Source organism: Verminephrobacter aporrectodeae subsp. tuberculatae At4 (genome assembly GCF_000193225.1).
GTDB lineage: Bacteria > Pseudomonadota > Gammaproteobacteria > Burkholderiales > Burkholderiaceae_C > Acidovorax > Acidovorax aporrectodeae.
The window spans coordinates 1-12539 of the sequence record NZ_AFAL01000021.1; the positions used below are offsets into that span (position 1 = coordinate 1).

The window sequence follows — 12539 nt, forward strand, 5'->3', positions numbered from 1 at the left end:
AAGGCCATGGCCTGCATCGACCTGACCACCCTGGCCGGCGACGACACGCCGCAGCGCGTGGCGCGCCTGTGCGCCAAGGCGCGCAACCCGCTGCGGCGCGACCTCGTCGCCGGCTTGGGGCTGGAGGCAGCGCCCCCGAAGGTGGCCGCCGTGTGCGTCTACCCGAGCATGGTGCCCGCGGCAGTGCGCGCGCTGCAAGGCTCGGGCATTCCGGTGGCCTCGGTCGCCACGGGCTTCCCGGCGGGGCTGACGCCGATGCGCGAGCGGCTGGCCGAGATTGACCATGCGCTCGGCGAAGGCGCGCGCGAAATCGACGTCGTCATCACCCGCTCGCATGCGCTGGGCCAGCACTGGGGCGCGTTGTACGAGGAAGTCCAAGCCATGCGCGCGCGCTGCGGCGCGGCGCAGATGAAGGCCATCCTGGCCACCGGCGAGCTGAAGACCCTGCGCAACGTCTACAAGGCCAGCATGGTCGCGATGATGGCCGGCGCCGACGTCATCAAGACCTCCACCGGCAAGGAGGAGGTCAACGCCACGCTGCCGGTGAGCCTGGTGATGTGCCGGGCCATCCGCGACTACCGCGACGCCACGGGCTACGCCATCGGTTTCAAGCCCGCAGGGGGTATCCGCAGCGCCCGGGACGCGCTGCACTGGCTCACGCTGATGAACGAAGAACTGGGCCGCGACTGGCTCGAACCCGACCTGCTGCGCATCGGCGCCAGCGCGCTGCTGGGCGACATCGAACGCCAGCTCGAGCACCACGTCACGGGCCGCTACGGCGCGCTGCACCAGCACGCCATGGTCTGAAATACACGCACGGCAACGACCCCACCCACCATGACCTCTGTGAGCGACATCCTCCGCACCATGGACTACGGCCCGTCACCCGAATCCCCCGCCCCGGTGAACCAGTGGCTCAGCGCCCACGGGATGCGCTTCGGGCACTTCATCGATGGCCAGTTCGTCGCCCCCGCAGCGGGCGAATACTTTGGCGTGTTCAACCCCGCGACCGAAGAGCGCCTGGCCCTGGTGGCGCAGGGCGGTGCGCACGACGTGGACCAGGCCGTGGCCGCGGCGCGCCAGGCGCTGCCGGCTTGGGCGGCGCTCGGCGGCCACCAGCGGGCACGCCATCTCTACGCGATCGCGCGCCACCTGCAAAAACATGCGCGCTTTCTTGCCGTGCTGGAGAGCATGGACAACGGCAAGACCATCCGCGAGTCGCGCGACGTCGATCTGCCGCTGGCCGTGCGCCACTTCTACCACCACGCCGGTTGGGCCCAGTTGCTCGCCAGCGAATTCCCGGCGCATGAAGCCGTGGGGGTGTGCGGGCAAATCGTTCCCTGGAACTTTCCGCTGCTGATGCTCGCATGGAAGCTGGCCCCGGCGCTGGCCGCGGGCTGCACCGTGGTGCTTAAGCCCGCCGAGCTCACCCCCTTGACGGCCATCGCCTTTGCCCAGTTGTGCGTCGGGGTCGGTCTGCCTGCGGGCGTGGTGAACATCGTCACCGGCGACGGCGACACCGGCGCCCACCTGGTCCGGCACCCGGAGGTGCACAAGATCGCCTTCACCGGCTCCACCGAAGTGGGCCGCATGATCCGCAGAGCCAGCGCCGACAGCGACAAGAAGCTGTCGCTGGAGTTGGGTGGCAAGTCGCCCTTCATCGTCTTCGACGACGCCGACATCGACGCCGCCGTCGAAGGCGTGGTCGATTCGATCTGGTTCAACCAGGGCCAAGTGTGCTGCGCCGGCTCGCGCATTCTGGTGCAGGAAAGCATCGCCGAACGCTTTGGCGCGAAACTGCGCGCGCGCATGCAGAGGCTGCGCGTGGGCGACCCGCTGGACAAGTCGAGCGACATGGGTGCGATCGTCGATGGCGTGCAACTGCAGCGCATCGGCCAGATGGTCGCCGCCGGCCGCGCCGAGGGCCTTGCTTGCTGGCAGGGCGCGCTGGAGCCGCCGGCCTGCGGTCACTTTTTTCCGCCCACCTTCCTGGAAAACGTGCCCGCCGCGCATCCCCTGGCGCAGGAGGAAATCTTCGGCCCGATCGTCGTCTCCATGGGCTTTCGCACGCTCGACGAAGCCGTGGCGCTGGCGAATAACAGCCGCTACGGCCTGGCGGCATCGGTCTGGTCCGAGAACGTCAACGTCTGCCTGACCGTGGCCGCCGAACTGCTCGCCGGTGTGGTCTGGATCAACGGCGCGAACCTGTTCGACGCTGCCGCCGGCTTTGGCGGCTACCGCGAGAGTGGCTTTGGCCGCGAAGGCGGACGCGAAGGCATGCACGAATACCTGGTCCCCAAGTGGCTGCGCACGGCCAGCGCGCTGGAAGAACCGGAATCTGCGCGGCTGCATCCGAGCGCGCACCCCGAACCCACGGCAGCGCTTGCGGCGCAGCCCATAGACCGCAGCGCCAAGTTCTACATCGGCGGCCAGCACACCCGGGCGGATTCGGGGTACAGCTTTGCTGTGCGCTCCCATGGCGGCGCGTTGCTGGGCCACGCCGGCCTGGGCAGTCGCAAGGACGTACGCAACGCGGTCGAAGCCGCGCACAAGGCGTCTGGCTGGGCCAAGACCAGCGGCCACGCCAGGGCGCAGGTGCTGTACTGCTTTGCCGAAAACCTGGCGGCGCGTGCCGACTGCCTGGTGGCCCATCTGCGCGCCATGGACGCAATCAGCGAGGCCGCCGCGACCCGGCAATTCGAACAGGTGCTCGAGCGCGTGTTCCATTACGCGGCCATCGCCGACAAGAACGACGGCAGCGCGCACGCCACGCTCACGGCGCACGTCACCCTGGCCATGAACGAACCCTTTGGCGTGGTCGGCCTGCGCAGTCCGGCGCAGTCAGCGCTGCTCAGCGCGCTCTCGCTGACCCTGCCCCTGCTGGCCGTGGGCAACCGCGTGGTGCTGATTCCCCCAGCGCACACCGCGCTGATGTTTGCCGACCTGTCCCAGGTGCTGGACACCAGCGACGTGCCTGACGGCGCGCTGAACATCGTGTTCGGCGACAGCGACGACCTGGCCGAGGTGCTCGCGCTGCACGACGACGTCGCCGCGCTGTGGTACTTCGGGCCAGCCACCGGCGCAGCCCGGATGCGCGCAGCCTCCGCCGGCAACCTGAAATCCGTCTGGGCACAAAGCCGGCACACCGACTGGACTGCCCCCGAACAGGCCCAAGGCGGCGAATACTTGCGCCATGCCTGCCAGGTGAAAAACATCTGGATCCCTTATGGGGAGTAGGGCGTCGGTTCTGGAGTGCACCACCCGGCCGTCTCAACCATGGCCGCGGACCCGGGCCAGGATCCATTCGGTGAAAGCCGCGACGAGCGGGCTTTCGCTGGTCTCGTGGCGGCATACCAGGTAGTAGGCGTGCTTGGCCGGGACGCTGCGCTCGAACAAACGGACCAGGCGTCCCTCTGCGAGGTCGTCGCCGACGAGCAGGCTGTTGCCCAGCGCGACACCCTGCCCACGCACGGCGGCCTCCATGGCGATGTGCGCGTTGCCCATGGCGCACATCCGGAAGTCGGCGAGCGGCACGTCGGCGCCCAGGAGCCAGCGGGTCCATTCGGTGCTGCCGTCCTCGCACAGTAGCGGGTGGTGGCGCAGTTCGTCGATGCAGCGGATGCTCCGTGGGTCGTTGATCAGCGCGGGGCTGCAGACCGGAAAGAGCTCCACGTGCGTCAGCAGGCGAACCTGGCGGTCCGACCAGATGCCGGAGCCGTAGCGGATGCACAGGTCCACCGCGCACGAGTAGACGTCCTTGTCCTCGTTCGATGCGATCAGGCGGAACCGTACCTCCGGGTACGCCGAAAGGAATTCGCCGATATGGCGTGCCAGCACCCTGGAACTCAGCCCCTCCGGCGCCGACACCACGAGGTGGCCGACCATCGCCGGGTCGCCGAGTTTCGCGGCCGCGTGCGCAATCATCTGAAACGCCGAGCGCACCGAGGGCCATAGCGCCTCGCCGTGCTGCGTGAGTTTCAAACGGGTCTTGTTGCGACAAAAAAGTTGCACACAAAGTGCCGCTTCCAGCGTGCGCAGCTGATGGCTCACCGCGCTCGGGGTCACGTTCAGTTCGTCCGCTGCCTTGGCCACCGTCAGATGGCGCGCAATCGCATCAAAGGCACGCAGGGCATTCAAAGGGGGAAACGGCTTTTCGACGGGGCCGTTTTGCGGGGTCGGGCATGCGATTTTTCTCGTGATTTTCGGAAAAGGGACCGTACGCGGGCAAAATTCAGGCCACGCCCCCTGCTTGCACAGGGGTGCGGAAATGCTGATATTTTTTGCAACTTTTGGAAGCATGAATTTCAGTTTCCGTCGATGCATTTAGTTACTACGATCCCCGACCATGGAATTTCAGCAAGCCAGCCCCAGCCCCCGTCACCGTCTGTGGGGCGCACGTTTCAAGTCAGAACCCGCGGCCGCATTGAGGGCGTTGTCGCGCTCGGAACCCGGTGCCTTTCGATTGGTGCCCTATGACCTCGCGGGGTCGCGCGCGCATGCGCGTGAATTGCTGCGCGCAGGCATCCTGAACGGCGGCGAGTTGCACGAGCTCCTGACCGGCATGGACATGCTGGAGCAAGACTACCGGGCCGGCGCGGTGGAGCCCTCGGAGGCCGACGAGGACGTTCATACCTTCCTCGAACGCGTGCTCACCGAGCGGCTCGGCTCCGTCGGCGGCAAGCTGCGCGCGGGCCGCTCGCGCAACGACCAGGCGGCGAACGACCTGAAGCTCTATTTGCGCGACCAGGCCCGCAGCATCGCCGCCGCGGTGCATGCGCTGCAAGGCGCGCTGATGGCGCAGGCCGCGCAGCACATCGGCACGCTGGCGCCCGGGCTCACGCACTTGCAGCCGGCGCAGCCCATCGTGTTCGCGCACCACCTGATGGCGCATGCGCAGGCGATCGGCCGCAATATCGACCGGTTCATCGACTGGGATCGGCGCAGCGCGCGTTCGCCGCTGGGCGCTGCGGCCCTGGCGGGGTCGGCGATCTGCCGCAGCCCCGAACTGTCGGCCGCCGAACTCGGCTACGACGCGCCGTGCGAGAACTCGATCGACGCGGTCGCGGCCCGGGACCATGTGTGCGAGTTCCTCTTCGTCACCAGCATGCTTGCCGTCGAGCTGTCGCGGCTCTCGGAAGACGTGGTGCTGTGGGCGTCGCGGCAGTTCCAGTGGGTGGACCTGGACGACGGCCACTGCACCGGCAGTTCGATCATGCCGCAGAAGAAAAACCCCGACATCGCGGAGCTCAGCCGCGGCAAGGCGGGCCGCCTGATCGGCCGCCTGGTGGGCCTGCTGTCAGCGCTCAAGTCCCTGCCGCTGGCCTACAACCGCGACCTGGCCGAAGACAAGAGCGCGGCCTTCGACAGCGTGGACACACTGCAACTGGTGTTGCCGGCGATGACCGGAATGATCCGGACGATGCGCGTGAACGTCGAGCAGCTCCGGCGCCAGGCGCCGCTGGGCTTCACGCTCGCGACCGAGGTGGCGGACTGGCTGGCGCTCACGGGCGTTCCCTTCAGCCAGGCGCATGAGGTGACCGGCGCACTGGTGCGGGCCTGCGAGGCCCGGGGGATCGAATTGGGCGCCGTGTCCGAGGCCCTGCTGGCGCAGGTCGATGCGCGCCTGACGCCCGCCGTGTTGCAGCGCCTGACGCCGGAGGCTGCGGTCGCCGCGCGCACGGGGCGTGGCGGCACTGCGCCGCAGCGGGTGGCCGAGCAGATCGCGCGTGCCAAGGCCAATTTGGCGCAGCAGCACCAATGGATCCACGGCGCCTACGCCGGTCCGCGATGCTAGCCGCCGGCAGCGGCCGGACCGTGGAGGCAGGGACACCCACGGACATCTCCCATTTGCAGCATGTGCCGCGGCGCTACTGGGGCCGCTACGTCGCGAGCGCGCTGATTCTTGCGGTGCTGCTGCTCGTCGTGAACGCGTTCGCGCGCGGCCAGATCGAATGGCAGTACGTGGGCCGCTTTCTCACGGCCAAAGCCATCCTGGTCGGCCTGCGCAATACCGTCGTCATGAGCGTGCTGGCGATGGCGCTGGGCGTGGTGCTGGGCGTGGTCACGGCGGTGATGCGGGTGTCGAGCAACCCGGTGCTCAGCACGGTCGCGCGCGCCTACGTCTGGCTGTTTCGCGGAACGCCGGTGATCTTGCAATTGCTGCTGTGGTTCAACCTCGCGCTGGTGTTTCCGAGCATCGGCATCCCGGGCGTGTGGGAGCTGCGCACCGTGGACGTGATGAGCCCCTTTCTTGCCGCGCTGCTGGGCCTGGGAATCAACCAGGGGGCCTACACCTCGGAGGTGGTGCGCGCCGGGCTGTTGTCGGTTGACGTTGGCCAGTACGAGGCCGCCAAGTCGATCGGCATGCCGCGCATGCTGGCGCTGCGCCGCGTGATCCTGCCGCAGGCCATGCGCGTGATCGTTCCGCCCATCGGCAACGAGTTCGTCGGCATGATCAAGCTCACCTCGCTGGCCAGCGTGATCCAGTACGCCGAGATCCTGCACAACGCGCAGAACATCTACTACGCCAACGCACGCGTGATCGAGCTGCTGATCGTCGCCGGCATCTGGTACATCGTGGTGGTCACCGTGTTCGCGTTGCTGCAGTCGCGCGTCGAGTCCCATTTCGCGCGCGGCGCCGGCCGCCGCGCCGCACGGCAATGAGCGCGCACGACAAGGCCCCCATCGTGCGCGCCGTCGCCGTCGGCAAGCGCTTCGGCGCGTTCCAGGCGCTCCAGGGCATCACGGTCGATATCCCGGTCGGCGAGGTGCTGTGCGTGATCGGCCCTTCGGGCTCGGGCAAGAGCACGTTCCTGCGCTGCATCAACCAGCTCGAAACCGTGACCGAGGGCGCGCTGTGGGTGGGCGGCGAACTGGTCGGTTATCGGCGCGTGGGCAACCGGCTGCACGCGCTCTCGGATTCCGAAATCGCGCGCCAGCGCCTGAAGACCGGCATGGTGTTCCAGCACTTCAACCTGTTTCCGCACATGACGGTGCTGGAGAACCTGATCGAAGGCCCGCTGCGCGTGCAGCGCCGCGCGCGCGAGCAGGTCATTGCCGAGGCGCAGGCGCTGCTGGCGCGCGTCGGCCTGGCGCACAAGAGCGCTGCGTTTGCGATCGAGTTGTCCGGCGGGCAGCAGCAGCGCGTGGCGATTGCGCGCGCGCTGGCGATGCGGCCGCAGCTGATGCTGTTCGACGAGCCCACCTCGGCGCTCGATCCGGAACTCGTCGGCGAGGTGCTCTCGGTCATGCGCGACCTGGCCAGTTCGGGAATGACGATGCTCGTCGTCACCCACGAACTGGGCTTTGCACGCGAAGTGGCGAGCCGCGTGATGTTCATGGACCATGGCCAGATCGTCGAGATCGGAACGCCCGACCAGGTCCTGCTCGAACCCCGACACCCCCGCACGCGCGAATTCATCGCGGCTGTGCGCAAATGATCCCTTTTTTTGACCCCGGAGTACGCATATGACACGCACCCTGTTCATCGGCATCGTCACCCTGGCCATGGCGCTCGGCCTGCCCACGGCCCAGGCACAAACCACGCGCGCCAAGGGCGCGCCCATCCGGGCGGCCGTGGTGTCGAACTATCCACCGCTGGAATACAAGGACCCGGCCAGCGGCAAGTTGGTCGGCTTCGACATCGACCTGGGCGAAGCGCTTGCGGCGCGCCTGGGCACGACGATCCGCTGGGAGGAAACCAGCTTCGACCAAATGACGAGCTCGCTGGCCACCGGGCGCGTGGACATCATCCTCTCCGGAATGACGGATCTTGCGACGCGCCGCGAAGTGCTGCGCTTCATCGACTACCTGAAGAGTGGCCCGCAGTTCTACGTGCTCAGCAGCCGTGCCGCCGAGTTCGCCAGCCCCCAGGCGCTGTGCGGCAGGAAGATCGGGACCAGCCGCCGCACGTCGTTTCCGGCCGAGGTCGCCGCGTGGAGCGCCGAGCACTGCGAGAAAGCCGGCAAGTCCGCCATCACCGTCATCGGCACCGACGGATCGGCGGACGCGCGCGCGCAGCTGCGCCAGGGCCGCATCGACGCCGCGGTGCAGGGCGGCGAAACGCTGCACTACATCTTCGGACTGGAGCCGAACACCTACACCTTGGTGGGCAAGCCCTTTGCCACCCAGTACGTCGGGCTGGCGACCGGCCGCAAGGATGAAGCGTTCAGCAACGAACTCGCAGCGGCCATGCGCCAGCTGATCGCCGACGGCTCGTACGCGAAGATCGCCGCCAAATGGGGACTCACCGATTACGCGGTGACCAAGCTGATCATCGACAGCGCGGACTGATCGCGGACGGGGTCCGGCCCCGCGCGGAGTGCGCGCAGCGACTTACTCCTTGATGTGCGCGCTGTGCACGATCTTGCGGTTGCGTTCGTACTCGATCTGCACGAAGCGGCCAAAGGCCGCCGGCGTGCCGCTGCCCGGTAGGGCACCCTGCTCGATCAGCTTGGCGCGCACGGCGTCCTCCTGCAGGACGGCGTTGAGCTCCCGGTTCAGGCGATCCACCACGGCCGGCGGCGTCTGCGCGGGCGCGAAGATGCCGGTCCAGCTGAGCATTTCGTAGCCCCCGAGGCCGGGCATCTCGGCGAAGGTGGGCACCTGCGGAAGCGCTTGCAGGCGCTGGCTGCCGGTCAGTCCGAGCGCCAGCAGGCGCTTGCCGTTCACGTGCGGGATGGCGCTGGTGCTGACGAGCATCGCGAGATCGATCTGTTCGCCCATCAGGTCGGTGACGATCTGCGCACCGCCGCGGTAGGGCACGTGCGTGACGAAGACGCCGCTGCGTTGCTTGAGCAATTCCATCGCCAGTTGCAGCACGGTGCCCACGCCCGAAGTGGCGTAGTTGTACTGGCCCGGTCTGGCCTTGGCCTGTTGTACGAAGTCCGCGTAGCTGCGCACACCGAGGCCCGGGCGCGCGACCAGCACCATGGGCGCGGTGTTCAGCAGCCCGACGGGCGCCAGGTCCTTCAGCGGATCAAAGCGAAAGGCCGCGGGGTTGACCAGCCGGCCGATGGTGATCGCGCTGTCGGGGCCGACCACCAGCGTGTAGCCATCGGGCGCAGCGTTCACCGCCTTGGCCACGCCGATGGCACCGCCGGCGCCGCTCAGGTTCTCGATCACGACCGACTGCCCGAGTCGCTCGCCAAGCCGTGTGGCGATCAGCCGCGCGTTCACGTCCACGCTGCCGCCTGCGGTGTAGGGAACGATGAGCGCAATGGGCTTGGCGCCGGGCCAGTCCGATTGCGCCGGGGCGGCGGCGGGCAGGGCCGCGGCCCCGGCTGCGGCCAGGAGAAGCCGGCGGCGGGTGGGGGGAATGGTATGGGTCATGGTATGGGTCATGCGGGGATTATCTGCGGGGGGTCGGCCGCCAATCCTGCGCGCAGCAGGTCGAAGCTCTGGTCCCATTCGGCACGCCACTGGCGGCGCTGCGTGTCGTCGATCCAGGCCCCTTGCAGGCCGTTGTGCATGAAGCCGCGCAGATCGTCGATGCTGAAACCGAAGTCGCGCACCATCATCAGCCAGGCCTGCGTGGGCGTGACCTGGTGCAGTGTCGGGTCGTCGGTGTTCGGGTGGATGCGCAGGCCCAGCCCCGGCATGCGGCGGATCGGGTGGTCGCGCGCCCAGCGCTCGGGAGGCAGCGTGCGCAGGTAGTAGGAATTCGTCGGCACCACGGTAAAGACCACGCCGCGCTCGGCGCATGCGCGCGCGAAATCGGGCTGGTCCACCACGGTATAGCCATGGTCGATGCGGTCCACGCGCAGCAGATCCAGCGCGCTGCGCACGTGGGTCCAGGGCATGCCGAACTCGCCCGCATGCGCGGTGGTCCGGAGCCCCGCCTTGCGCGCGTCGGCGTAAGCCTGCGCGAAGAGCTCGGGCGGGCGATCCACCTCGCGGTAGTCGATGCCTATGCCCACCACCTCGTCGCAGCGCCGGGCCGTGACCCACTGGACCATTTGCACCGCCGCGTCGGGGCTGGCCTCGCGGTCGATGGCGGCGATCAGGCGCCCGGCGATGCCGAAATCCCGCTGCGCGTCATGGATGGCGCGCACGATCGCGTCCTGCGCCAGCGCGTAGGCCATGCCGCTGCCGCGCAGCGTCCCGGTCGGGTTCCAGAAGAACTCGGCGTGGCGCACCTGGTGGGCCGCTGCGTCTTGCAGGTACTCGAAGGTGATCTGGTGCAGATCGTCGGCGCAGCGCAGCAGCCGGGTTTCGAGCGCACGCAGCGCGCGCAGCACGCCGACCGGCTTCTCGCCGCGCGTGTAAAAACCGTCGATCGCAGCGTCGGTCAGCGGCGCGCCGGCGCGCCGGTTGAGCCCGCGGAAAGTGTCGTGGCGCACGCTGCCGAGCAGGTGGCAATGCAGCTCGACCTTGGGCAGCGCGCGCAGCATGGCCTCGAGCGATGCAGGGGTGGGATGGTTGATGGGGGCCGTCATGGTTTTCGGGGGTGTCCTTTCCATGGGCAGGATACCCGGCTCCCGGAGCCCTGGCCGCTGGATCCGGCCCTCTGCGCCAGACAAGCCGATATCATCGCCGGCACCCCTTTCTTGAAAAATGACGACCCATGAAATACCCCCCGGCCCACCCCGACGGCACGGGCATGCACCATGACCAGCGGGACGGCCAGCCGGCCATCCATCCCGGCGACGACACCCGGGTGCGGAACCTCAACGAAGCCATCCGCGCCGCGGCGCGCGAGCGCTGATCCGTTGCCGGGGAAGGCGCTGCGTCCCATGCCTGCGAGCCCATCCGCGCAGGCCATCAGCCTCACGCTCCAGAGCGTCGAAGCCATCCACGCGGGCCTGCGCGACCTGGGTGTGGGCTGGCTCAGTCCAGCGGAGCAAGGGCGCTTGTCGGCCATGACGGCAACGCGCCGCCGCGCCCAGTTCATCGCCGGCCACTGGCTGGCGCGCCACTGCCTGGCGGCCCGGGCGGGGGGGCATTGGCAGGATTACGCCCTGTCCGCACCGGACGACGCCGCGCCACAAATCCTCGCCATGCCCGAACGCATGGCCTGCGGGGACTGGTATTTTTCCCTGAGCCATAGCGGGGACTGGCTGGCCTGTGCGGTCGCGCGGCACCCCGTGGGCGTGGACGTGGAATGCAGCCACCGCAGGCGCAATTTTCAAGCCCTGAATGAATGGATCCATGAACCCTCGGCCCGGCCCGCGGAGACCACGCCGCAGGAGCAGCAGGCCCGGTTCTACGCGCAGTGGACGCTGAAGGAAGCCTGGATCAAGCAGGTCCCGCCGTCCATGCCCCGCCCCCGGATGAAGTCGGTCCGCTTCGCCCCATGCGACGCGGCCCACAGCGTGGCCGTGGTGGGCCAGAACCCGGCGCTGACCCTGGCGGTCTACCCGGCCACGCCGGCCCGCTTGCAGTGGGAGGAGGGGAGTCTGCCGCCGCTCGAATGGACCTGCTGGAACCACGCTGCGGGCCCGCTTCCATAAAGGGCCGTGCGCGCGCCGAGTGGCTCAGGCGTCCGTCGCCTGCCATGCGCGGATGGGCGGCTGCGGGCGCTTGCGGGCCTGCGCAAGATCGTAATTCGCCTGCATGGCGAGCCACGCGCGGGCGGTGCTGACGCCCGCCATTTCGAGGCGCAAGGCCAGGGTGGGGCTGATCGCGGCGTGGGCGTTGAGCACGCGCGACAGGGTGGCGCGGGACATGCTCAGCCGGTCGGCGGCTTCCTGGACGGACAAGCCCAACTCGGCGATCACGTCCTCGCGCAGCAGTTCGCCGGGGTGCGGGGGGGTTATGCATCATGGCTCGTGCGGGATGTCTGGCGGGCCGTTCAGGCTTGCGGGCCCCGCCGTCCCAAGCCTTCCGCGATGAAGGCCAGCACCAAGGTGTTGAGAGAAACGCCCTCGGACTTTGCGCGGGTCGCGAGCTGCGCGTGCGTTGTCTTGGGCACGCGGGCAACGAATTTTCCAGAGGCGACACCGCCGCTGCGGGGCAGGGGCACCGGACGCTCGAAGGACTCGAGCGCCGCGATCGTCCCCGTGAGCGCGTCGCGCCCGTTGGCAATGGCCTCTTCCACGGTCTCGCCATCGGAAATGCATTCGGAAAAATCCGGGTAAGAAATCAGGAACCCGCCCCCTTCGTCGGGCGTCAGCGGGCGAATCTCAAAGGGATATTCGTCGAGGTTGCGCATATCAATCTCCTTTCACGAAGGCCAAAAACTTTTTCACGTAGATCGGCTTGACCGGGCGCTGCGCCGGGACCGAGAGCGTTCTGCCATCCGTGCGTACGAAGCAGCAGTGGCTCGTACCCTCCTGGCGCCAGGCAATGCCGTGCTGCCGCGCGACGGTTTGGAACTGCCCGATGCGCCAATCGAGCGGGTTGCGACGCATGGATTCGAGCAGCTTGGTGGCCGTGTTCATGGGTCACATAGTATCGCCTGCAACATCATCCGTGAGCAAGCCCCTGGCTTTTGTTTTTGCGTTTTCGCCCTGCTACTGCGGTCAAAAAAGCCGAGGCGATTTTCAACAAGGGCCAGGCCGCCATGATCCGCCGCGAAGATCGCCAAGCATCAATCGATG

The 12539-nt window shown here is 68.1% G+C and carries 14 protein-coding genes; 8 read left to right on the plus strand and 6 right to left on the minus strand.

What is annotated here, in order from left to right:
• Both deoC and VTU_RS0100520 read left to right on the plus strand, forming a co-directional pair.
• Window positions 1-807 (plus strand): deoxyribose-phosphate aldolase (gene deoC, locus VTU_RS0100515; RefSeq protein ID WP_010099805.1); only part of this gene is annotated, 807 nt, incomplete at its 5' end.
• Between the two features lie 30 nt (window positions 808-837).
• The gene (locus VTU_RS0100520; RefSeq protein ID WP_010099807.1) at window positions 838-3237 is read left to right on the plus strand and encodes an aldehyde dehydrogenase family protein; all 2400 of its coding nucleotides are present in this window, start codon (window positions 838-840) and stop codon (window positions 3235-3237) included.
• A gap of 33 nt (window positions 3238-3270) precedes the next feature.
• Here the strand turns inward: VTU_RS0100520 and VTU_RS0100525 are convergent, their stop codons facing one another.
• Window positions 3271-4137: a LysR substrate-binding domain-containing protein gene (locus tag VTU_RS0100525; RefSeq protein WP_029553965.1), complete on the minus strand. Its 867-nt coding sequence runs from the start codon at window positions 4135-4137 to the stop codon at window positions 3271-3273.
• 208 nt (window positions 4138-4345) lie between these two features.
• Between VTU_RS0100525 and argH the strand changes: the two genes are divergently transcribed.
• From argH to VTU_RS0100545, 4 genes are read left to right on the plus strand one after another with little or no spacing between them, the layout of a single operon-like run.
• Window positions 4346-5794 (plus strand): argininosuccinate lyase, encoded by a 1449-nt coding sequence (argH, locus tag VTU_RS0100530; RefSeq protein ID WP_050809408.1) that lies wholly within the window; start codon window positions 4346-4348, stop codon window positions 5792-5794.
• Complete coding sequence (locus VTU_RS0100535; protein ID WP_029553967.1) at window positions 5788-6663, plus strand: amino acid ABC transporter permease; 876 nt, start codon at window positions 5788-5790, stop codon at window positions 6661-6663. The genes argH and VTU_RS0100535 overlap by 7 nt, the downstream gene beginning before the upstream one ends.
• On the plus strand, window positions 6660-7439 hold the full coding sequence (locus tag VTU_RS0100540) for an amino acid ABC transporter ATP-binding protein (RefSeq protein WP_010099814.1): 780 nt from the start codon (window positions 6660-6662) through the stop codon (window positions 7437-7439). The genes VTU_RS0100535 and VTU_RS0100540 overlap by 4 nt, the downstream gene beginning before the upstream one ends.
• A 28-nt stretch (window positions 7440-7467) precedes the next feature.
• The gene (locus VTU_RS0100545) at window positions 7468-8292 is read left to right on the plus strand and encodes an ABC transporter substrate-binding protein (RefSeq protein ID WP_010099815.1); all 825 of its coding nucleotides are present in this window, start codon (window positions 7468-7470) and stop codon (window positions 8290-8292) included.
• A gap of 42 nt (window positions 8293-8334) precedes the next feature.
• On the opposite strand, the gene VTU_RS0100550 is transcribed toward VTU_RS0100545, so the two are convergent.
• A complete protein-coding gene (locus tag VTU_RS0100550; protein WP_010099816.1) occupies window positions 8335-9342 on the minus strand; it encodes a Bug family tripartite tricarboxylate transporter substrate binding protein in 1008 nt (335 codons plus the stop codon).
• Window positions 9339-10460, minus strand: a complete 1122-nt coding sequence (gene add, locus VTU_RS0100555) for an adenosine deaminase (protein ID WP_040891548.1) — start codon at window positions 10458-10460, stop codon at window positions 9339-9341. Before add ends, VTU_RS0100550 begins: the two co-directional genes overlap by 4 nt.
• Window positions 10461-10564: 104 nt before the next feature.
• On the opposite strand from add, the gene VTU_RS33360 reads away from it, so the two are divergent.
• Window positions 10565-10705, plus strand: a complete 141-nt coding sequence (locus VTU_RS33360) for a hypothetical protein (protein WP_010099821.1) — start codon at window positions 10565-10567, stop codon at window positions 10703-10705.
• 28 nt (window positions 10706-10733) lie between these two features.
• Complete coding sequence (locus VTU_RS30510) at window positions 10734-11450, plus strand: 4'-phosphopantetheinyl transferase family protein (RefSeq protein ID WP_010099823.1); 717 nt, start codon at window positions 10734-10736, stop codon at window positions 11448-11450.
• 24 nt (window positions 11451-11474) lie between these two features.
• Here VTU_RS30510 and VTU_RS0100570 read toward each other — a convergent pair whose 3' ends face one another.
• The 3 genes from VTU_RS0100570 to VTU_RS0100580 are packed head-to-tail and all read right to left on the minus strand — an operon-like array spanning window position 11475 to window position 12380.
• Complete coding sequence (locus VTU_RS0100570) at window positions 11475-11756, minus strand: HigA family addiction module antitoxin (RefSeq protein WP_081479672.1); 282 nt, start codon at window positions 11754-11756, stop codon at window positions 11475-11477.
• 35 nt (window positions 11757-11791) lie between these two features.
• Window positions 11792-12151, minus strand: coding sequence for a toxin-antitoxin system HicB family antitoxin (locus VTU_RS0100575; RefSeq protein WP_010099827.1), 360 nt, complete (start codon window positions 12149-12151; stop codon window positions 11792-11794).
• Between the two features lies 1 nt (window position 12152).
• Window positions 12153-12380 carry a hypothetical protein gene (locus tag VTU_RS0100580; RefSeq protein ID WP_010099829.1) on the minus strand — a complete coding sequence of 76 codons (228 nt, stop codon included), beginning with the start codon at window positions 12378-12380 and terminating at the stop codon, window positions 12153-12155.
• Between the last annotated feature and the right edge of the window lie 159 nt (window positions 12381-12539).